This is a genomic window from Streptomyces sp. JH14, assembly GCF_029428675.1.
Taxonomy (GTDB): Bacteria; Actinomycetota; Actinomycetes; order Streptomycetales; family Streptomycetaceae; genus Streptomyces.
This window is the reverse complement of the sequence record NZ_JAJNEL010000001.1, coordinates 3176324-3195094: the sequence shown is the minus strand read 5'-3', so window position 1 is coordinate 3195094 and position 18771 is coordinate 3176324. Positions and strand designations below refer to the sequence as shown.

At 70.1% G+C, this 18771-nt stretch carries 19 protein-coding genes, 1 tRNA gene and 1 pseudogene; 14 read left to right on the top strand and 7 right to left on the bottom strand.

The features are described 5' to 3' along the window. Window positions 1–17: 17 nt before the first annotated feature. Both LRD69_RS14370 and LRD69_RS14365 read left to right on the top strand, forming a co-directional pair. Window positions 18–1010 (top strand): asparaginase, encoded by a 993-nt coding sequence (locus LRD69_RS14370; RefSeq protein WP_277326967.1) that lies wholly within the window; start codon window positions 18–20, stop codon window positions 1008–1010. A 100-nt stretch (window positions 1011–1110) separates the two neighbouring features. Continuing rightward, on the top strand, window positions 1111–2361 hold the full coding sequence (locus tag LRD69_RS14365) for a GNAT family N-acetyltransferase (protein ID WP_277326966.1): 1251 nt from the start codon (window positions 1111–1113) through the stop codon (window positions 2359–2361). A 30-nt stretch (window positions 2362–2391) separates the two neighbouring features. Here LRD69_RS14365 and LRD69_RS14360 read toward each other — a convergent pair whose 3' ends face one another. Then, the gene (locus tag LRD69_RS14360) at window positions 2392–2556 is read right to left on the bottom strand and encodes a hypothetical protein (RefSeq protein WP_277326965.1); all 165 of its coding nucleotides are present in this window, start codon (window positions 2554–2556) and stop codon (window positions 2392–2394) included. A 207-nt stretch (window positions 2557–2763) separates the two neighbouring features. Here LRD69_RS14360 and LRD69_RS14355 point away from each other — a divergent pair, with 207 nt between their 5' ends. From LRD69_RS14355 to LRD69_RS14345, 3 genes are all read left to right on the top strand, one after another. Then, window positions 2764–3636, top strand: a complete 873-nt coding sequence (locus LRD69_RS14355; RefSeq protein WP_346771908.1) for a GntR family transcriptional regulator — start codon at window positions 2764–2766, stop codon at window positions 3634–3636. Between the two features lie 131 nt (window positions 3637–3767). Then, window positions 3768–4487, top strand: a complete 720-nt coding sequence (locus tag LRD69_RS14350) for an HAD hydrolase-like protein (protein ID WP_277326964.1) — start codon at window positions 3768–3770, stop codon at window positions 4485–4487. A 122-nt stretch (window positions 4488–4609) separates the two neighbouring features. After that, complete coding sequence (locus LRD69_RS14345) at window positions 4610–5701, top strand: phosphotransferase (protein ID WP_277326963.1); 1092 nt, start codon at window positions 4610–4612, stop codon at window positions 5699–5701. A 59-nt stretch (window positions 5702–5760) separates the two neighbouring features. Here LRD69_RS14345 and LRD69_RS14340 read toward each other — a convergent pair whose 3' ends face one another. Continuing rightward, window positions 5761–6750 (bottom strand): zinc-binding dehydrogenase, encoded by a 990-nt coding sequence (locus LRD69_RS14340; RefSeq protein WP_277329735.1) that lies wholly within the window; start codon window positions 6748–6750, stop codon window positions 5761–5763. Between the two features lie 99 nt (window positions 6751–6849). On the opposite strand from LRD69_RS14340, the gene LRD69_RS14335 reads away from it, so the two are divergent. The 3 genes and pseudogenes from LRD69_RS14335 to LRD69_RS14325 form a co-directional block, all read left to right on the top strand. After that, the gene (locus LRD69_RS14335; RefSeq protein WP_277326962.1) at window positions 6850–7506 is read left to right on the top strand and encodes a TetR/AcrR family transcriptional regulator; all 657 of its coding nucleotides are present in this window, start codon (window positions 6850–6852) and stop codon (window positions 7504–7506) included. A gap of 249 nt (window positions 7507–7755) precedes the next feature. Continuing rightward, window positions 7756–8436, top strand: coding sequence for a DUF899 family protein (locus LRD69_RS14330; RefSeq protein ID WP_277326961.1), 681 nt, complete (start codon window positions 7756–7758; stop codon window positions 8434–8436). Between the two features lie 58 nt (window positions 8437–8494). Beyond that, a pseudogene (locus tag LRD69_RS14325) lies at window positions 8495–8884 on the top strand (LacI family transcriptional regulator); the annotation flags it as partial. 11 nt (window positions 8885–8895) lie between these two features. Here the strand turns inward: LRD69_RS14325 and LRD69_RS14320 are convergent. Both LRD69_RS14320 and LRD69_RS14315 read right to left on the bottom strand, forming a co-directional pair. Continuing rightward, window positions 8896–8969, bottom strand: a tRNA-Pro gene (locus LRD69_RS14320). Between the two features lie 111 nt (window positions 8970–9080). After that, entirely contained in the window at window positions 9081–10019 is a 939-nt protein-coding gene (locus tag LRD69_RS14315) for a metallophosphoesterase (RefSeq protein WP_277326960.1), read from the bottom strand. A 79-nt stretch (window positions 10020–10098) separates the two neighbouring features. On the opposite strand from LRD69_RS14315, the gene LRD69_RS14310 reads away from it, so the two are divergent. After that, window positions 10099–10563 (top strand): GatB/YqeY domain-containing protein, encoded by a 465-nt coding sequence (locus LRD69_RS14310; protein ID WP_277326959.1) that lies wholly within the window; start codon window positions 10099–10101, stop codon window positions 10561–10563. A gap of 91 nt (window positions 10564–10654) precedes the next feature. Here the strand turns inward: LRD69_RS14310 and LRD69_RS14305 are convergent, their stop codons facing one another. Continuing rightward, entirely contained in the window at window positions 10655–12901 is a 2247-nt protein-coding gene (locus tag LRD69_RS14305; protein ID WP_277326958.1) for a transglycosylase domain-containing protein, read from the bottom strand. Between the two features lie 397 nt (window positions 12902–13298). Between LRD69_RS14305 and LRD69_RS14300 the strand changes: the two genes are divergently transcribed. After that, complete coding sequence (locus LRD69_RS14300; protein WP_030925100.1) at window positions 13299–13649, top strand: WhiB family transcriptional regulator; 351 nt, start codon at window positions 13299–13301, stop codon at window positions 13647–13649. 30 nt (window positions 13650–13679) lie between these two features. Here the strand turns inward: LRD69_RS14300 and LRD69_RS14295 are convergent, their stop codons facing one another. Then, entirely contained in the window at window positions 13680–15161 is a 1482-nt protein-coding gene (locus tag LRD69_RS14295; protein WP_277326957.1) for an ArsA family ATPase, read from the bottom strand. Further along, on the bottom strand, window positions 15158–16144 hold the full coding sequence (locus LRD69_RS14290) for an ArsA-related P-loop ATPase (protein ID WP_277326956.1): 987 nt from the start codon (window positions 16142–16144) through the stop codon (window positions 15158–15160). The genes LRD69_RS14295 and LRD69_RS14290 overlap by 4 nt, the downstream gene beginning before the upstream one ends. Before the next feature lie 71 nt (window positions 16145–16215). On the opposite strand from LRD69_RS14290, the gene LRD69_RS14285 reads away from it, so the two are divergent. From LRD69_RS14285 to LRD69_RS14270, 4 genes are all read left to right on the top strand, one after another. Next, a complete protein-coding gene (locus LRD69_RS14285; RefSeq protein WP_003967454.1) occupies window positions 16216–16374 on the top strand; it encodes a DUF4177 domain-containing protein in 159 nt (52 codons plus the stop codon). Beyond that, window positions 16374–16844: a RidA family protein gene (locus LRD69_RS14280; RefSeq protein WP_277326955.1), complete on the top strand. Its 471-nt coding sequence runs from the start codon at window positions 16374–16376 to the stop codon at window positions 16842–16844. The genes LRD69_RS14285 and LRD69_RS14280 overlap by 1 nt, the downstream gene beginning before the upstream one ends. Window positions 16845–17023: 179 nt before the next feature. Next, window positions 17024–17914, top strand: a complete 891-nt coding sequence (locus LRD69_RS14275) for an NUDIX hydrolase (protein WP_277326954.1) — start codon at window positions 17024–17026, stop codon at window positions 17912–17914. After that, the gene (locus tag LRD69_RS14270; protein WP_277326953.1) at window positions 17911–18741 is read left to right on the top strand and encodes an MBL fold metallo-hydrolase; all 831 of its coding nucleotides are present in this window, start codon (window positions 17911–17913) and stop codon (window positions 18739–18741) included. The genes LRD69_RS14275 and LRD69_RS14270 overlap by 4 nt, the downstream gene beginning before the upstream one ends. The last annotated feature ends 30 nt before the right edge of the window (window positions 18742–18771 follow it).

The following is an 18771-nucleotide window of genomic DNA, read 5'->3' as shown; positions in this document are numbered from 1 at the left end:
CCCCGGAAGGCCGCGCCATGACCTCCACACCCCTCATATCCCCGGCGTCTCCTGCCCGCCCGGCTCTTCCGGATCTCCCCGTTCTGGCCGAGGTCGTACGGTCCGGCTTCGTGGAGGGCCACCACCGCGGCTCGCTGGTCGTGCTGGCCGCCGACGGCAGCGTGGAGCTGGCCCTGGGAGACCCGGCAGCGCCGGTCTTCCCGCGTTCCTCCAACAAGCCCATGCAGGCCGCCGCCGTGCTGCGGGCCGGGCTCGACCTCTCCGGGGAGCGGCTGGCGCTGGCCGCCGCGAGCCACTCGGGCGAGGTGTTCCATCTCGATCTCGTACGCAAGATGCTCGCCGAGCACGGACTGACGCCCGACGATCTGCAGACTCCGGCCGACCTGCCGCTGGACCCGGCGGAGGCGGAGACGTATCTCGCCGCGGGCCAGGTCAGGGAGCGGCTCACCATGAACTGCTCCGGCAAGCACGCCGCCATGCTCGCGGTGTGCGCACTCAACGGCTGGGACCGGGCGAGCTACCTGGACCCGGCGCACCCGCTCCAGCAGCTCGTCCACCAGGTGGTCGAGGAGGCGGCGGGCGAACCGGTCGCGGCGGTCGGTACGGACGGCTGCGGGGCGCCGCTGATGGCGATCAGCCTGGTGGGTCTGGCGCGGGCGTTCCGCTCGTTCGTGCTGGCCGAGGAGGGCACCGCGGAGCGCCGGGTGGCGGACGCGATGCGCGCCCACCCCGAGTACGTCGCGGGCACCCGGCGGCCCGACACCTGGCTGATGCGCGAAGTGCCGGGCGCGCTGTCCAAGATGGGCGCGGAGGCGGTCCAGGCGGTGGCGCTGCCGGACGGCCGGGCGCTGGCGTTCAAGATCGCCGACGGTGGGGGACGGGCACTCGGGCCGGTGCTGGCCAGGGCGCTGGGACTGCTCGGTGTCGACGCACCGGTGGCGGACCGGATCGGCCGGGCGCCCCTGCTGGGCGGCAGCGCGGAGGTGGGCGCGATCAGGGCGGCTTTCTGATCGGACCGCTCGGTTCCGTCCAGCTGTCCCACGGGGAGCGCACCGTCCTGCCCCCATATTCGGGCGACAATCGCCGCGCCGTGTGCCTAGCGTGGGGCGCATGACCCTTGAGATCCGTTCCGTCACCGCGTCGGAATTCCCCGGCTGGCTGCGCGCCGTGAACACCGGTTTCCTGCGCCCGCCGACGGTGACGGACACCGAGGTGGCGAGTCGCCTCCCGCACAACGACCTGTCCCGGGTGCAGGGGGTGTTCGACGACGGCCGGTGCGTGGCGTCGTTCCGGTCGTTCGCACAGGAGCTGACGGTCGTCGGCGGTGCCTCGGTGCCGTCCGACGCGGTCACCAACGTCACCGTGTCGCCCACGCACCGCCGCCGTGGGCTGCTCGGCCGGATGATGGCCATGGACCTGGCGGCGGCGAAGGACCGCGGCGACGTGGTGGCCACGCTGATCGCCGCCGAGTACCCGATCTACGGGCGGTACGGGTTCGGCCCGGCCGCCTGGACCACCGAGTGGGAGATCGACGTCCCCCGGGCCGGCCTGGACCTTCACCGGCCGGGCCCGTCCACGGCGGACGGCGGCCGTATCGACCTGGTGGACGTGGCGGAGGTACGCAAGATCGGCCCCGCCCTGCACGAGCGGCTGCGGGCCCGGCAGCACGGGGTGGTCAGCCGCAACGACCGGTGGTGGCAGCTGAGCACCGGCGCGGACGTGCCCGTACCTGGCTCCTGGACCGAACCGTTCCACGCGGTGTACCGCACCGCGGACGGTGAGGTGGACGGCCTGCTCGTCTACCGCGCCGACGACAACTGGGGCGACGCGAAGCAGCCGCTGAACCGGGCGACCGTCCTCGGCCTGATCGCCGAGACCCCGGCGGCCGAACGGGCGCTGTGGCACTTCGTCTGCTCGATCGACTGGATCACCACGGTCCGCTCCGGCCACCGCGCCCCCGACGACCTGCTCCCCCTTCTCCTCCCGGACCCCCGGGCGGCCCGCATCGTGACGCAGGCGGACTGGTTGTGGGTGCGTGTCCTGGACGTCGTACGAGCCCTGGAGGCCCGCACCTACGCGGTCCCGGCCACCCTGACCCTGGACATCCACGACCCGGCAGGCCTCGCCGGCGGCCGCTTCCGCCTGGACGCCTCCCCGACGGGCGCCTCGTGCATCCCGACGACACAGAGCGCGGGTCTGGCCCTGGACATACGGGAGTTGGGCACGCTCTACCTCGGCGACGAATCGGCGCTGCGGCTGACGGCACTGGGCCGCATCGAGGAGCGCACACCGGGCGCGGCCGCGGTGGCGGACGGGGTGTTCCGGGCGGCGCGGCGGGCGTGGTGCCCGGATGTGTTCTGAGACGGCGGGCAGGTGGCCTGCCCGCCGCTTCTAGCGGCTTGACCCGGCGAGCAGCGCGAGAATCACGCAGCCCGCGATCAGGCACTTCGTGTTGCCCAACTTGACTCCGGCTGCCACGAGGGAGGCGCTCACGCCACCCATGAAGCCGAGTTTCCATTGGATCAGTTGCTCCAGGAAAAGGGTGATCCAGGGCATGGCGGTCCCTCCTCGGGAGGTGGGGAGCGGAGAGGCTCCGGGGAATCAGCCGATGCGCGAGCAGCACCCGTACGACGGTGGACGGGCGAGCGGGGGATGTGCCGGGTCGAACTCGGGGAGGTTACGACCAACTACGTGAGTTGTTCCCAGTTGGTGCCATCTCGTAAACAACTCCCGCTCGATGGCCGGAAGTTGTAGCGTTCTGTTGTGACTCCTGAGCGCACAGCAATGAACGGCAGTCGTAAGCCCTCGCCCGATGACGTAGCGGATGCGCTTCGGGCGCGCATCCGTACCGGAGACCTGAAGTCCGGCGACCAGCTGCCCACCCAGGCCGTGCTGGCCGAGGAGTTCGGGGTCGAGCGCGGAGTGGTCCGGCTGGCGCTTCAGCGTCTGCAGGGCGACGGGCTGCTCACGGGCGTCACCCGAGGGGCTCCGCCCCGGGTCGCCAGCCCGGCCGCGGTGGAAATCCCGCAGCAGACGGCGGCGGGGCTCGGACCCCGGATCCTGGGGGCGTTCCAGGGCGACGCCGTACGGATCGATGCACTCTGCCTGACGGCCGAGTCCCTCACCCTCGCCCTGTCCGAGCCACTGCAGCGGATCAGGGCGGGAAGGCTTTCCCCGGGTTCGGTGAAGGTCCGGGTGATGCTGCCGGCCCGCGACCTCGACCTCGCCTTTCCCAGACGGGCCGAACCTCTGCAGGACGACGGGGCCGTGCACCAGCGCTGGCTGGCGCTGCGCAACTCGCAGGGGCAGGTGCTCAGGCACAACCTTGAATCGCTGCGCAGCACGCACGACCTGGACGTCGAAGTGACCATGAAGGCCCTGCCGTTCACTCCTCCGGTGAAGCTGTATCTGCTGAACGGGACGGAGGCACTGTTCGCGTACTACACGGTGGAGAAGCGTGAGGAGCTGATCGAGGGCTCACCGACCGAGCTGTTCGATGTGCTGGGCAGTGACTCGACGCTCTTCCGCTTCGAAGTCACTGCCGGGGTACGCGATCAATTGTTCGTGACGCAGTCCGCGGCATGGTTCGAGAGCCTGTGGAACACGATTGCGACCGAACTGGTTCTGGGTACCTGACACGGAGTGCCCCAATTGTCGTCGTGGCCATGCTGATTGATGGCCGGACTCCTCTGATGTTCCCGGGGACTGCGGGCAGTATGGAGAGTGCGAGCCCCGCCACTTGCCTGCTGCCCGACGGACGGAGTGCTGTGACCAACCCGCACCCGAGGGCGTTGTCGGCCCTTTTCGCGTCGGCCAAGTGCGTGCTCTTCGACTTCGACGGGCCTGTCTGCGATCTGTTCTCCGGCCACACCGCGAAGCGGGTCGCCCAGGCGCTGGCGGGTGAACTGGGCCTGCGCGGGGGCGATCCGGCCCACGTGTCCGAGGCGGTCGGAGAAAGGGACCCGCTGGCCGTGCTGCGGACGGTCGCCGGCCTCTACGCGAACCCCGAACTGGTCGGGCATCTGGAGCGGCGGCTCACGGCCGAGGAGGTCGAGGCCACCAGGAGCGCCGAGGCCACTCCCGGCGCCGACTTGCTGATACGTACCCTCCGCGACGGTGGATTCGTCTTGGCCGTGACGACCAACAACTCCGCAACCGCGGTGCATCACTATCTCGAGAGCCGCGGCACGGCCGACTGCTTCAGACCGCATGTGCACGGCCGGATGTCCGACCCCGCGCTCCTCAAACCGGATCCGCACTGCCTGGGCCGGGCCCTGGAGTCGACCGGATCGGCGGCGGCCGACGCACTCATGATCGGGGATTCCTGGGCCGACCGCGAGGCCGCCCGGAGGCTGGGCATCCCCTTCATCGGATATGCGAAGAACCACAGGAAGTGGGAGGCACTGGGTGCCGAGGACGGGGTCACCGTCGGGCGCCTGGAGCTCCTGGTCGAGGCAGTGAAGGACGTTCGGGGGCAACGGCGGTGAGGGTGTTCGGGCAGCGCGCCATCTGGTGGAGTGAAACTCACGGAGTCTCTGTAATACGCGCCCCGGAAAGGCGATGGCACCAGTAGTCACCTTCACGAGCTCCAGTCCAAAGGCGCCGAGACATGGAAGTTCCGCTGGAATCCGGGGTCAAGCGCCGAGCGGCGGACATGTTCGGGCTGCCTCTCGACCACCCGGCGATCGAAGGCCCCCTCAAGGGGCACCATCACGAGGCCTACGCCGTCCCGCTGCCCGGAGGGGGTCGCGCCAAGTACCGGGAGCCGCGCGAGGGGCTGCTCTGGTTCGACCGGAGATGTTTCGCCCTGGAGGAGGAACTGCTCCGGGACCTGCAGGGACGAGTGACACGGATCCCGGAGGTGCTCGACTACGGCGTACTGCTGCAACGGTTCATCGAGGGGAGGACTCTCGGGGTCGGCGTGGCGAGCGAGACCCTGTCACCGAAGCACCGGACTCAGCTCGGCGAACTCTTCGGCGAGCTGGCCTCCCTCGGCATCGACGATGTCGCAGCGCGCAGGATCTGTGACGATGCGGACCGTCCCGTCGACGGCGACTCCCACGGATTCCTGACCCGGCTCATCAACTTCACCGAGCAACGCGTGTACCAGGAGCACGGTGTCGCGTATCACGGACTTCTGGCGGAGCTCGGCGTGCGGGAAGGGGCGTTGGACGGGCTCAAGAAGTCCGCCGAGACCCTCACCGGACGTACCTTCACGCTCCTGCACGGTGATCTGCACGGGCTCAATCTCATCGTCGACGAGCAGGGTGACCTCTGGGCCGTCGACTGGGAACTCGCGATGATCGGCGATCCTCTGTACGACCTGGCAACCCACCTCCATCTGATGCGCTACTCGCGCAAGGAGGCGGAGCGGGTCACCGGACTCTGGCGGCGGGCCGTCGAGAGCCGGCGGCCGGAGTGCGTCAAGGGGTGGGAAGTGGATCTGGACGTCCTGCGCGACTACAAGCGAGCCCAGTCGGTGTACACCGATGTGATCCGGGCCGCGCTGGCGCTGAGCCGGCGACCTCCGGAGCTCAACCTGGATCAGTTGCAGAAGGTCGCCGGGCGGGTGCAGCAGGCATTGGCGGCGGCCCGGCGTCCGCTGGGCCTGCAGGCGGTGCCCACGCTCCGTCAGGTGGCGGCCGCCTACGCCACCTGGTTCACATCCCACTCGGATACGGTCGCCCCGTCCGCGTCCTGACAGGCAGGGGTGCCGGTCGTCCGCACGAGGTGAGCGCCAACGGCGGCCCCCGGGCCCCGTCACCCCTCCTTTTGCGCGCTCAGCAGCACCTTGCCCAGCAGTCCGCGTTCCTCGATCGCCGTGTGCGCGTCGGCCGCCTGTGACAGTGGGTAGACGTGGCCGATCACCGGACGCAGCCGCCCGGCCGCCGCCTCGGCGAGTGTGCGGCCCGCCAGGCGTACGTACTCCGCGTCCGTCAGCTGTACGTCCCCGATGCCGCGCAGCGTGATGCCGCGCCGCGCGGCCTCCTGCGGTTCGATCGGGGCGAAGCCGCCCGTCGGCGCCCCGTGGGCGGAGAAGCGGCCGCCGTCGGCGGTCAGGGCGAAGGCGGCCGCGCCCATGGCGCCGCCCACGCCGTCCAGGACCACGTCGGCCGGGCCGCCCGCCGCCGCCAGGGCCGTGCGGGCCCGCTCCGCCCACTCCGCGTCCGAGCCGTCGATCACGTCGTCGGCGCCCAGCTCCCGTACCAGCGCCGTCTTCCGTTCGCCGCGTGCCACGGCGACGACATGTGCGCCGGCCGCGTGCATCAACTGGACGAGGAGGGTGCCCATGCCACCGGAGGCGCCGAGGAGCAGTACGCGTTCGCCGGGACCGGGGGCGGTCGCCTCCATCAGCGCGGCGGCCGTCACCCCGTCGTGGGCGAGCGCGGCGGCCTCGCGCAGCCCGAGTCCGTCCGGTACCGGTACCAGGCGGTCGGCGGAGGTCACCGCCCGCTCGGCGTAGCCGCCGGTGAAGCCGACGGAGGCGATGACCCGGCGGCCGGTCCATCCCGCGTCGACGCCCTCGCCGGCCGTATGCACCGTTCCGGCGACCCCGCCGCCCGGTACGTACGGGGGCTGGACCGGGAAGTAGGCACTGAACGCACCCGACCGGATCTGGGTCTCCACGAAGAGCGTGTCAACGTGACTCACGTCGATCACCACCTCGCCGGGGCCCGCGACCGGATCGGGCAGCTCGGCCGGAACCAGTACCTCCGGACCACCCAGCTCCCTGACCAGCGCCACACGCATGCGGATCACACCCCTCCGTCAGTGGGCGGCCGACCCGTCCGGCACCCTTGCGGCCACCCTCGGACGTCAAGTCCGGTTGAGGTCAAGGGCGTACCCTTCATGGTCATGAGCGGAGAGACGACCGGCCCCGGGACGGTGACGCGGCAGCCGATCAGCCTGCGTGAGCGGAAGAAGCAGCTGACGTACGAGGCGGTCTCCGATGCCGCGATCGCGATGTTCCTGGAGCGGGGCTTCGACAAGGTCTCCGTGGCGGAGGTGGCGGCCGCCGCCGACATCTCCAAGCCGACGCTGTTCCGGTACTTCCCGTCCAAGGAGGACCTGGCGCTGCACCGGTTCGCCGACCACGAGGACGAGGCCGCCCGGATCGTCGCGGCCCGCGCGGACGACGAATCCCCGCTCGACGCCCTGCGCCGCCATTTCCTGGACGGCCTGGAGCGCCGCGACCCGGTGACCGGGCTCTGCGATCATCCGCAGGTGCTGGCGTTCCACCGGATGCTGTACGGGACACCGTCCCTGGTGGCCCGCCTGTACGGATACCAGAGCCGCTCGGAGGCTGCGCTCGCCCGCGCGCTGGGGGACGGGGTGCGGGAGCAGCTGGCGGCCGGCCAGATCATCGCGGTGCAGCGGATCCTGGCGATGGAGAACTGGCGGCGCATCGATGCCGGGGCGAGCGCGGACCAGGTGTACGAGGGGGCCGTGCGGGCGGCCGAACTCGCGTTCGTCCAGCTGAGGTCGGGGCTGGAGAAGGAACAGTAGGAACGGTGGCCGCCCGGCTCGGGCGGGGCCGTCGCCACCGGGACGCAGCACCTTTTCGGCGACCTCCCGCACCCGTGCCGGGTGATGCCCGTGCGTCCGCTGTGCCACCGCCCGGGGCGGTCCGTGGGCCCAGCTCGGTGCGCGGGCGCCGCCTGGCGGGCTCTCGTGCGTCAGCAGACAATGAGGACGGGAGCGGATGGTGCCCACCAGACAGCGGCTACGCCGGTCGTCGTCCGGGAGGTGGTAGCGATGCGTCAGACCAATCTCACCGGGGAGCCGGCCGATTACGTCAGCGCCCGCGAGGAGCTGCGCCAGGCCGAGGTCGAGCTGATGCGTCACCGCGAACGCGTCGCCGACCTGCGCCGGCGGCTGCCGCCGGGCCCTGTCGTCGACGACTACGTGTTCGAGGAGGGCCCTGCCGACCTTCAGGCCGGTGACGCGCCGGTGAAGACCGTGCGACTGAGTGAACTGTTCACCGGGCCAGGGCGTGACCTGGTCGTCTACCACTTCATGTACGGCAAGCAGCAGACCGATCCGTGCCCCATGTGCACGATGTGGATCGACGGGTTCAACGGCATCGCCCACCACGTCGTGCGGAACGTCGACCTCGCCGTCGTCGCCGCGGCCGACCTGCCCGTGCTCCGTGCGCACGCCCGGATCCGGCAGTGGCCGAACCTGCGCCTGCTCAGCGCCGGGTCCAGCACCTTCAAATACGACCTCGGCAGCGAGGACGCCGACGGCAACCAGGACTCGACGGTGTCGGTGTTCACCCGCGACGACGACGGGTCGGTGCGCCACTTCTACTCTGCGCACCCCCGGATGGACGACGGCATCGACCAGCGGGGCATCGACCTGCTCAGTCCGGTGTGGCACATCCTCGACCTCACACCCCGAGGCCGGGGCGACTGGTTCCCCGCACTCGGCTACTGACTCGGTGCTGAGCCGGGAATTCGGTGCGGATCTCCGGCGAGGTTCTGTCGGAGGAACGGGGTTCGTCACGTGGCTGTTCACGCCGGCCGCTTCGTACGGGTACCCGAGGAAGGCACCGCAGGAGGCACGACCTGTGCCGCTGCTGGGCGCGAGCCCGGCCAGGCGGTCCGACGCGGGGGAGAGGCGCCGCAGGTCGGGCGGATGGGTGCTGGATACCGATGGCGAAGGGGCTGACTCGATGGGACTCACTGCGGAGTGGGAGGGAGCGCTCGATGCCCGGCTCGCGATGTGCCCCACGTCCCCGGTGCATGTGCTCAACGATCTTCTGCAGGAACGTCTGAAAACGCGGCGTCGGGCGCCGCCTGGGAGAGAAATCCCAAGATCTTCTCCCAGGACGGCCTCGCACAACGCATCAGGGCCACCTACTCGCAAGAGCAGGTGGCCCTGATGTCTCAGCTGTCGGGGTGGCGGGATTTGAACCCACGACCTCTTCGTCCCGAACGAAGCGCGCTGCCAAGCTGCGCTACACCCCGATCGCCGCCGTTGTCCTGGCGACATCGATTACTTTAGCCCACCCGCGGCCGGAGGTGAAATCCGGTTTCTGTCCCGGCGCCCGCGGGGCCCGGGCAGGCGGTGCAGAGGGATCAGCCGCGGGGGGTCAGCGTCAGCAGGGTCGCCTCGGGCGGGCAGGCGAAGCGGACCGGGGTGTAGCGGTTGGTGCCACAGCCTGCCGAGACGTGGAGGTAGGCGCGCCGGTCGCCGACCGTGTGGCTGGAGAGGCCCTTGACCCGGTCGGTGTCCAGGTCGCAGTTGGTGACCAGGGCGCCGTAGAAGGGGATGCAGAGCTGGCCGCCGTGCGTGTGGCCCGCGAGGATCAGGGGGTAGCCGTCGGCCGTGAAGGCGTCGAGGGAGCGCAGGTACGGGGCGTGCACCACGCCGATCGAGAGGTCGGCGCCCGTTTCCGTCCCGCCCGCGACCTCCGCGTACCTGTCCCGCTTGATGTGCGGGTCGTCGAGACCGGTGAAGGCGATCTCCAGGCCGTCGACCTTGAGACGGCCGCGGGTGTTGCTCAGGTTCAGCCAGCCCGCCTCGTCGAACGCGTCGCGCATCGGCTCCCACGGGTTGTGGACGACGCCGACCGCCGGGGCGTTCCCGTTGAGACCGTGCTTGCCCCGGGCCTTCTCGAGGAGGTAGCGCGCCGGGTTGCGGAGCTTGGGGCCGTAGTAGTCGTTGGAGCCGAAGACGTACACACCGGGGACGTCCATCAGCGGGCCGAGAGCGTCCAGCAGCTCCGGCACGGCCTGGGGGTCGGAGAGGTTGTCGCCGGTGTTCACGACGAAGTCCGGGCGCAGCCCGGCCAGCGACTGCAGCCAGCCGCGCTTCTTGCGCTGGCCGCTCACCATGTGGATGTCGGAGACCTGCAGCACGCGCAACGGGCGTGCCCCGTGCGGGAGTACCGGGATCGTGACCCGTCGGAGCCGGAACGAGCGGGCCTCGAATCCTGCCGCGTAGGCGAGACCGGCGGCGCCGACCGCAGCGCCGACTGCCGTGACTTTCAGGGGTACTCCGTAGCGTGCGCGCATGCGCCCATCGTTGCAGACACCGTGCGCCCCGCGGAAAACCGGCGGGCGGTCCGCACCCCGCACCTGCCACAATCAGCTCATGACCACGCTCAAGTCCAAGCTCAAGGAAGACCTCACGACGGCCATGAAGGCGCGCGACGAGCTGACCTCGTCCACGCTCCGGCTGACTCTCACCGCGATCACCAAGGAGGAGGTCAGCGGCAAGACGGCCCGTGAGCTCTCCGACGACGAGGTGCAGAAGGTGATCGCCAAGGAGGCGAAGAAGCGCCGCGAGGCGGCCGAGGCCTTCGCGCAGGGCGGCCGGAGCGAGCAGGCCGAGCGCGAGCGGGCGGAGGGCGAGCTGCTCGACGCCTACCTGCCGAAGCAGCTGAGCGACGACGAGCTGGGCGCGATCGTGGCGGCGGCCGTCGACGAGGCGAAGGGCGCCGGCGCCGAGGGGCCGCGGGCCATGGGCGCCGTCATGAAGATCGTGAACCCGAAGGTCGCGGGGCGCGCGGACGGCGGCCGGGTGGCGGCCGCGGTGAAGAAGCTCCTCGCGGGCTGAGGCGGTAGTTCCGTACCTACGCGAAGGTGGGGTGGACCGGATGTTCCGGTCCACCCCACTTTTCTGTGGCGGCTGTGTGTGACGGGGCCGGTCAGGGACCGGTCGTGCCGCCATTGTTCTGGCCGGGCTTGGCCCCGTTGTTCCCGCCGCGCATGTCCGGCGGGAAGCTGATGCCGGGGAACGGGCTGTCGCCGGGATTGTCGCCGCCGTCGTCGCCGCGGCCGCCCCTGTCGTGGCCCCTGCCGCGGCCCCTGTCCTCGTCGTCCTTCGGCGCGTCCGGAATGTCGACGGTGACGAAGGACGGGGCGGGCTGGTCGCTGAGGGCGCTCGTCATGGCGTCACGCCAGATCGGTCCGGGGACCTCACCGCCGTACACCTTGTCCCGGTACACGCCACCGATGGTGATGTTCTCCATCTCGACCTTCTGGGACGGGCTGCCGACCCAGACGGCACCCGACATGTTCGGCGTGTAGCCGACGAACCAGGCGTTCTTGCGGGCGTCGGTCGTACCCGTCTTGCCCGCGTTGTCACGGTTCTGGAGACCGGCCTCACGGCCCGTACCGGAGTCGATCACGCCGCGCAGCAGGGTGTTGATGGTGTCGGCCGTCGTCTGCGACATCGCCTGCGTGCAGGTGGTCTTCGGTACGGAGAGCGAGTCGCCGTTCGCCGTCTTCACCGACTCGATGGCGATCGGCGTGCAGTAGGTGCCGCGGTTGGCGAACGCCGCGTACGCGCTGGCCATCGTCAGCGGCGAGAGACCGTTGGAGCCGAGGGTCAGCGTGGACGGGTTCTGCGGCAGCTTGGTGCCGTCGCCCTGCACCACGCCCAGCTTGTCGGTCATGTTCGAGACCGGGCACATGCCGATGTCCTGGAGCATCTGCACGAAGTAGGTGTTGACCGACTTCGCCATGGCGTCCTTCAGCGCGTACGGGCCCTCTTCGCTCTCGCTCTCGTTCTCCAGGTGATACTTCGGCACCGCGTTGTTGACCCACGGCTTCCCGCAGGTCTGGACCGTGTCCGGGTAGTCCATCTCGTACGGGGCCGAGTACATCTGCGTCGCCGGCTTGCCGCCCTCTATGGCTGCCGCGGCAAGGAACGGCTTGAACGTCGACCCGGTGGGGAAGCCGTAGTTCGAACCGCCCATGGCCTTGTTGACCGAGTAGTTGTACTGAGTCTCGTTCGGCCCGAGTCCGTACGGCTTCGACTGGCCCATGCCCATGATCTTGCCGGTGCCCGGCTGGACCAGGGTCACGGCAGTGGCGACCTTGTCCGTCTTGTAGACGTGACTCTTGATCGAGTCCTGCACCCCCTGCTGCGACTGCGGGTCGAGCGTGGTGCGGATCGTGAGACCGCCCTGGTTCCAGATCTTGGCCCGGTCCTCCTTGGTCTTGCCGAAGGCCGGGTCGGTGAGGAAGACCTGGCGTACGTAGTCACAGAAGAGACCGGCGCCCTTGACGGCGGTGATGCAGCCGTTCTTCGGCTTGCTGACCTTCAGCTTGATCGGCGTCGCCTGCGCCTTGTCCGCCATGGCCTGCGAGATGTCCCCGACGTCCGCCATCCGCTGGAGCACGGTGTTGCGACGCTTGGTCGCCTCCTCCGCGTCGTTGACCGGGTCATAGCGGCTCGGCGACTGGACGAGGCCGGCCAGCAGCGCGGACTCCTCCAGATTCAGGTCCTTCGCCGACTTGGAGAAGTAGCGGTGCGAGGCGGCCTCGATGCCGTACGCCTGCTGACCGAAGAAGGTGATGTTGAGGTAGTTCTCCAGGATCTTCTTCTTGCCGAGCTCCTCCTCGATCTGGATCGCGTACTTCAACTCCTGGACCTTGCGGCCCACCGTCTGCTGGGTGGCCTGCGCGACCTTGGTCGGGTCGTCGCCCGCCTCCTCGACGAAGACGTTCTTCACGTACTGCTGGGTGAGGGTCGACGCGCCCTGCGCGGTCCCACCGGCCTGCACGTTGCGATTCATCGCGCGAAGGATGCCCTTGAGGTCGACCGCCCCGTGCTCGTAGAAGCGCGCGTCCTCGATCGCGACGATCGCCTTCTGCATGGACGGGGAGATGTCCTTCAGCGGGACGACGGTGCGGTCGCGCGAGTAGACCGTGGCGATCGCGCCGCCCTGACTGTCCAGGATCGTGGTGCGCTGGCTCAGCGGCGGAGTCTTGAGATTGGCCGGGATTTCGTCGAATCCCTCGACCGTCCCCTTGGCGGCGAGTCCCAGAACTCCGGCGGCCGGCAGCGCGAGGCCTGCGAGCACGACTCCGGAGAGCGCGGCGACACCGAGGAACTTGGCGGCCTGCTGGGTCGCGGTGAGACCACCGCCCGAGCGGTTCTTTGGCATGGGGGCAGCCTACGTTCTCATTCGCCGGACAGGCGTATATGCGTTGGCCTAAGCTGCTCACAACTGTCACAGCAGTCCGGTTCTGTATCAACCCCCATGCACAACCCGGCCTTGACCCGGCCGTGACCCGAGGTGCTCCCGAAATCGCCTCGTGTGTCATCGAACATCCGTTGTGACCCAGGCGAACTGTCCCGATTTGGTCGGGATAGTCACGGATGTCGCCACCTCACTCCCCTGGGTGATCTGCCGCGTACGCATAGTCCGTTCGGGCCATTCAAGATTGGGCCCGAAGGGGGTGTTGTGCTGTCGCTGCCTTCCGTAACGTCCTCAACTGGCAGCGGTGAATATGCCGCTACCGCCGTGGGGGAGCCTCGATTCGGGAGAGGACGGCGCCGTGATGGGCTGGGTAACCGACTGGAGTGCGCAGGCAGCCTGCCGCACTACCGATCCGGATGAACTGTTCGTACAAGGGGCAGCGCAGAACAGGGCCAAGGCGGTGTGCACCGGATGCCCGGTGCGGACCGAGTGCCTGGCCGATGCGCTGGACAATCGCGTCGAGTTCGGCGTGTGGGGCGGAATGACCGAGCGGGAGCGGCGCGCACTGCTGCGCAGGCGGCCCACCGTCACGTCCTGGCGCCGACTGCTGGAGACCGCTCGCAGTGAGTACGAGCGGTCCACGGGCATCCTGCCGGTGGCGATCGGTCTGGATGACGACGAGCTGCACGAGACGTACGCCGCTGTGGGATAGGCCTCGCAGGCCGCTCGGCCTTTCAGGTGGTCAGGCAGCTCCGGCCGGCGCGGAACCGGTCGCGAGCCGGTCCCCGACGGCCCGAAGCCCTGCCAGGTCGTGCACATCACCCGGCAGTGCGGCGACTTCGGTCACGGCCACCTCGGGGTGCAGCGCGGTGAAGCGGGCGCGGGTGTGCTGTTCGTGCGCGACGACCTGCATGCGTTCGGCATGCAGTCGCAACAGACCTGCGGTCAGCTGTTCTACGGAGACAGCTTCGGATGAGGGTTCGATTCCGAGGGCCTCTGGTTCCGTTCGGTGAGCCGCGGGCCCGGTTTTGCGAGCCTCGCGTTCGGCCAGGTGTGTATCGCTGTCGGTCTCAGGGTCTTCGGTGTGTTCGGAACGGGCGAGGGAGGGCGGCGGCTCGGCGGCCTCGGGGGCTTCGGGAGAGGCGACTGCAGAGCCGGCCGGGTCACGAAGTCCAGCCTTCCCGGCCGCCTGATCCACAATGCCGATGTCGTCAAGATTTTCTGCGGCCGCCAAGGCGCGCTCGGCGGAGAGCCGGGCGGCGCCGCTGCCGTGTACCCGGTTGAGGACCAGACCCGCCAGTGGCATGTCCTCCGCGGCCAGCCGTTCCACGAAGTACGCGGCCTCGCGCAGCGCGTCGCGCTCCGGTGTCGCGACGACGAGGAACGCCGTACCGGGGGCCTGCAGCAGTTTGTACGTGGCGTCGGCCCGGGTCCGGAAGCCGCCGAACATGGTGTCCATCGCCGCGACAAACGTCTGTACGTCACGCAGGAACTGACCGCCGAGGAGTTTGCCGAGGGTCCCGGTCATCATCGACATGCCGACGTTGAGGAACTTCATCCCGGCCCGGCCGCCCATTTTCGCCGGTGCCATCAGCAGCTTGATGAACTTCCCGTCCAGGAACGATCCCAGCCGCTTGGGCGCATCCAGGAAATCCAGCGCGGAACGCGACGGCGGGGTGTCGACGATGATCAGGTCCCACTCGTTGCGCGCCCGCAGCTGCCCGAGCTTCTCCATCGCCATGTACTCCTGCGTGCCCGCGAAACCGGCCGACAGGGACTGGTAGAAGGGGTTCTCCAGGATCGCGCGGGCCCGCTCGCCGTCCGCGTGCGCCTCGACGATCTCGTCGAAGGTCCGCTTCATGTCGAGCATCATGGCGTGCAGTTCCCCGGCACCTTCGCCGTCGATGCCCGGCACCCGGCGAGGGATGTTGTCCAGCGAGTCGATGCCCATGGACTGGGCGAGCCTGCGGGCCGGGTCGATGGTGAGGACGACGACCTTCCGGCCGCGCTCGGCCGCCCGTACGCCCAGCGCCGCGGCGGTCGTGGTCTTGCCGACGCCGCCCGAACCGCAGCAGACGATGATCCGGATGTCCGGGTCGGCGAGCAGCGCGTCGGCGTCCAGGGCCGGGGCGGTGTCCAAGAGGGCTTCCTCGCCGGGGTCCTGCGCGGTCTCCGGGGCCGCGCCCGTACCCGTGGCCGCGCCCGTCCTCGTACGCGCTGTCATGTACCCACCCCTTGTCCCGCCTCTTCGCCCACGCCCTGCTTGCGGAGTTCGATCGCCAGGTCGTACAGCCCGGGGAGGTCCACACCTTCACCGATCAGAGGGAGTTCGCCGGTCGGCAGGTCCAGCCCGGCGAGGACCGCGCGCTGCTCGCGCTCCAGCTCGACCCGCTGGGCATGCTCGGCGGCCTGCTCGACCAAGGGCCGTACGAGCGCCGCGGAGCCGGTCACACCGGCCCTGGTCAGCGCCTTCGCGATCTCCCTGCGACGGTTGCCCGACGCGGTGCGCAGCGCGTCCTCGTCCAGCAGATGCGGTCGCACCATGTTCACGATGACCCTGCCCACCGGCAGTTCGGCCGCCTGCAGCTCCGCGATGCCGTCCACGGTCTCCTGGACCGGCATCTCCTCCAGCAGCGTCACCAGATGGACCGCCGTCTCGGGGGACTTCAGCACCCGCATCACGGCCTGCGCCTGATTGTGTATCGGGCCGATCCGGGCCAGCCCCGCCACCTCGTCGTTCACGTTGAGGAAGCGCGTGATGCGGCCGGTGGGCGGCGCATCCATGATCACGTAGTCGTAGCTGTACCGGCCCTGCTTGTCCTTGCGGCGTACGGCTTCGCAGGCCTTGCCGGTCAGCAGCACGTCCCGTACGCCCGGCGCGATGGTGGTGGCGAAGTCGATCGCGCCGAGCTTCTTGAGCGCCCGGCCCGCGCTGCCGAGCTTGTAGAACATCTGGAGGTAGTCGAGGAGCGCGCGCTCCGCGTCGATCGCGAGGGCGTACACCTCGCCGCCGCCCGGCGCGACGGCGATCTTGCGCTCCTCGTACGGAAGGGACTCCGCCTCGAAGAGCTGGGCGATGCCCTGCCTGCCCTCGACCTCGACGAGGAGGGTGCGCCTGCCCTCGGTCGCGAGGGCGAGCGCGAGGGCGGCGGCGACCGTGGTCTTACCGGTACCACCCTTGCCGCTGACGACCTGGAACCTGCTCACGTATTCGAGCCTAACCAGTCGGGCCGCGGGCTACGCACGAGGCCGTACGTGCCAGGCATTACAGTCGGCCCATGACCAAGTGGGAATACGCGACCGTGCCGCTTCTCGTGCACGCGACCAAGCAGATTCTGGACACCTGGGGCGAGGACGGCTGGGAGCTGGTCCAGGTCGTTCCCGGCCCGAACAACCCCGAGCAGCTCGTGGCCTACCTGAAGCGGGAGAAGGCGTAGTGGCGGGCGCCGTCGAGGCGAAGCTCGCCGAGCTCGGGCTGACGCTGCCGGACGTCGTACCGCCGCTGGCCTCGTACCAGCCGGCCGTCCAATCCGGTGTATATGTGTACACATCGGGCCAACTGCCCATGGTGGAGGGCAAGCTCTCGGTCACCGGCAAGGTCGGTGCCGAGGTCACGCCGGACGAGGCCAAGGAGCTGGCGAAGACCTGCGCGCTCAACGCGCTGGCCGCCGTGAAGTCGGTCGCCGGTGACCTGGACCGGATCAAGCGGGTCGTGAAGGTCGTGGGCTTCGTCGCCTCGGCCGCCGACTTCACCGGACAGCCCGCCGTGATCAACGGTGCGAGCGAGCTGCTGGGCGCGGTGCTCGGCGACAAGGGCGTGCACGCGCGCAGCGCGGTGGGCGTCGCGGTGCTTCCGCTGGACGCACCGGTCGAGGTCGAGGTCCAGGTCGAGCTGACCGGGGCCTGAGCCGCCGCCGCAGTGGTGGGACGAGTGGTCTCCGCGATCCCGTCCGGTCGATGCGACCGGGCGGGATCGCGCGTTCGGGGACGGGTCGTGGAGGGGCGACCGGGCGGCATCATTCGGGATCGCGGGTGGCGCGACCGGCACCCCTCGAACATCGACGCGGTTCCGGATAGCCTCCGGCCATGTCCAATGGTCAGTGGTACCCACCGGAATGGCCCGACCGGATCCGGGCGCTCGCCGCGGGCGAGCTGACGGCCGCGACTCCCCGGCGCGCCGCCACCGTGATGCTGCTCCGGGACCCCGCTGACGCCGGCGGCCTGCCCACCGTCCACATGTTGCGCCGCCGCGCCTCCATGGCTTTTGCCGGAGGCGCGTACGCCTATCCGGGTGGCGGGGTCGATCCGCGCGACGACGACCGCCTCGTCGGCTGGGCCGGCCCCGCGCTGGAGAGCTGGGCCGAGCGGCTCGGTGTCGGTACGGCGGCCGAGGCGCAGGCCGTCGTCTGTGCGGCGGTCCGCGAGACGTACGAGGAGGCGGGTGTCCTCCTCGCCGGGCCGACCGCCGACACGGTCGTCGGAGACACCACGGGCGCCGACTGGGAGGCCGACCGGGAGGCGCTGATCGCCCGCGAGCTGTCCTTCGCCGAGTTCCTGGACCGGCGCGGCCTGGTACTGCGCTCCGATCTGCTCGGGGCGTGGGCGCGCTGGATCACGCCCGAGTTCGAGCCGCGCCGCTACGACACCTGGTTCTTCGTCGCCGCGCTCCCCGAGGGCCAGCGCACCCGCAACGCCTCCACGGAGGCCGACCGTACGGTGTGGATCGCCCCCGCTGATGCCGCCGACGGGTACGACAGGGGCGAGCTGCTGATGATGCCGCCGACCGTGTCGACGCTGCGTCAGCTGCGGCCGTACGCCACCGCGGCCGAGGCACTGAAGGCCGCGTCCTCGCAGGACCTCACCCCCGTCCTCGCGCAGGCCCGGCTCGACGGCGACGAGTTGGTGCTGAGCTGGCCGGGGCACGACGAGTTCACCAAACACATTCCGGCCGGCGGCGCGGGCGGTGAGGTCCTGTGAGCGAGGCAGCGGTTCTTCCCGGACAGCCGCGCGGCGGAGTCGTGTCCGGTCCTGCCACCACTCGTACGGTCAACGTCCTCGCGCCCAACGCCTCGGCGATGACCCTCGACGGCACCAACACCTGGATCGTCGCCGAACCGGACTCCGACCTCGCGGTCGTCATCGACCCGGGCCCGCTGGACGACAGCCATCTGCAGGCCGTCATCGACACCGCCGAGCGCGCGGGACGGCGGGTCGCGCTCACCCTCCTCACCCACGGGCACCCCGACCACGCGGAGGGCGCGGCGCGCTTCGCCGAGCTGACCCGGACGAGAGTGCGGGCGCTGGACCCGGCGCTGCGCCTCGGTGACGAGGGCCTGTCCCCGGGCGACGTCATCACGACCGGGGGTCTGGAGATGCACGTCGTCCCGACCCCGGGGCACACCGCGGACTCGCTCTCCTTCCATCTGCCCGCCGACCGGGCGGTGCTGACGGGGGACACCGTCCTGGGACGCGGCACGACGGTCGTCGCGCACCCGGACGGGCGGCTCGGCGACTACCTCGACTCGCTGCGGCGGCTGCGCTCGCTGACGGTCGACGACGGGGTGCACACGGTGCTGCCGGGGCATGGACCGGTGCTGGACGACGCCCAGGGCGCGGTCGAGTTCTACCTCGCACACCGCGCGCACCGGCTGGCGCAGGTGGAGACGGCGGTGGAGGCGGGGCACCGTACGGCCTCCGAGGTGGTGGCCCAGGTGTACGCCGATGTGGACCGCTCGCTCTGGCCGGCGGCGCAGCTCTCGGTGCTGGCCCAGCTGGAGTATCTGGGGGAGCACGGGCTGATCTGACGCGAGGCGACGCGTGGACGTCGCAGGCGC

What these genes read in the sequence shown, in the direction of transcription:
- LRD69_RS14330 (WP_277326961.1), top strand. Translation starts at nt 7,756, where the DNA reads ATGCGTCAGACCAATCTCACCGGGGAGCCGGCCGATTACGTCAGCGCC.
- LRD69_RS14310 (WP_277326959.1), top strand. Translation starts at nt 10,099, where the DNA reads ATGACCACGCTCAAGTCCAAGCTCAAGGAAGACCTCACGACGGCCATG.
- LRD69_RS14315 (WP_277326960.1), bottom strand. Translation starts at nt 10,019, where the DNA reads ATGCGCGCACGCTACGGAGTACCCCTGAAAGTCACGGCAGTCGGCGCT.
- LRD69_RS14365 (WP_277326966.1), top strand. Translation starts at nt 1,111, where the DNA reads ATGACCCTTGAGATCCGTTCCGTCACCGCGTCGGAATTCCCCGGCTGG.
- LRD69_RS14360 (WP_277326965.1), bottom strand. Translation starts at nt 2,556, where the DNA reads ATGCCCTGGATCACCCTTTTCCTGGAGCAACTGATCCAATGGAAACTC.
- LRD69_RS14370 (WP_277326967.1), top strand. Translation starts at nt 18, where the DNA reads ATGACCTCCACACCCCTCATATCCCCGGCGTCTCCTGCCCGCCCGGCT.
- LRD69_RS14295 (WP_277326957.1), bottom strand. Translation starts at nt 15,161, where the DNA reads ATGACAGCGCGTACGAGGACGGGCGCGGCCACGGGTACGGGCGCGGCC.
- LRD69_RS14345 (WP_277326963.1), top strand. Translation starts at nt 4,610, where the DNA reads ATGGAAGTTCCGCTGGAATCCGGGGTCAAGCGCCGAGCGGCGGACATG.
- LRD69_RS14305 (WP_277326958.1), bottom strand. Translation starts at nt 12,901, where the DNA reads ATGCCAAAGAACCGCTCGGGCGGTGGTCTCACCGCGACCCAGCAGGCC.
- LRD69_RS14340 (WP_277329735.1), bottom strand. Translation starts at nt 6,750, where the DNA reads ATGCGTGTGGCGCTGGTCAGGGAGCTGGGTGGTCCGGAGGTACTGGTT.
- LRD69_RS14300 (WP_030925100.1), top strand. Translation starts at nt 13,299, where the DNA reads ATGGGCTGGGTAACCGACTGGAGTGCGCAGGCAGCCTGCCGCACTACC.
- LRD69_RS14335 (WP_277326962.1), top strand. Translation starts at nt 6,850, where the DNA reads ATGGTCATGAGCGGAGAGACGACCGGCCCCGGGACGGTGACGCGGCAG.
- LRD69_RS14275 (WP_277326954.1), top strand. Translation starts at nt 17,024, where the DNA reads ATGTCCAATGGTCAGTGGTACCCACCGGAATGGCCCGACCGGATCCGG.
- LRD69_RS14285 (WP_003967454.1), top strand. Translation starts at nt 16,216, where the DNA reads ATGACCAAGTGGGAATACGCGACCGTGCCGCTTCTCGTGCACGCGACC.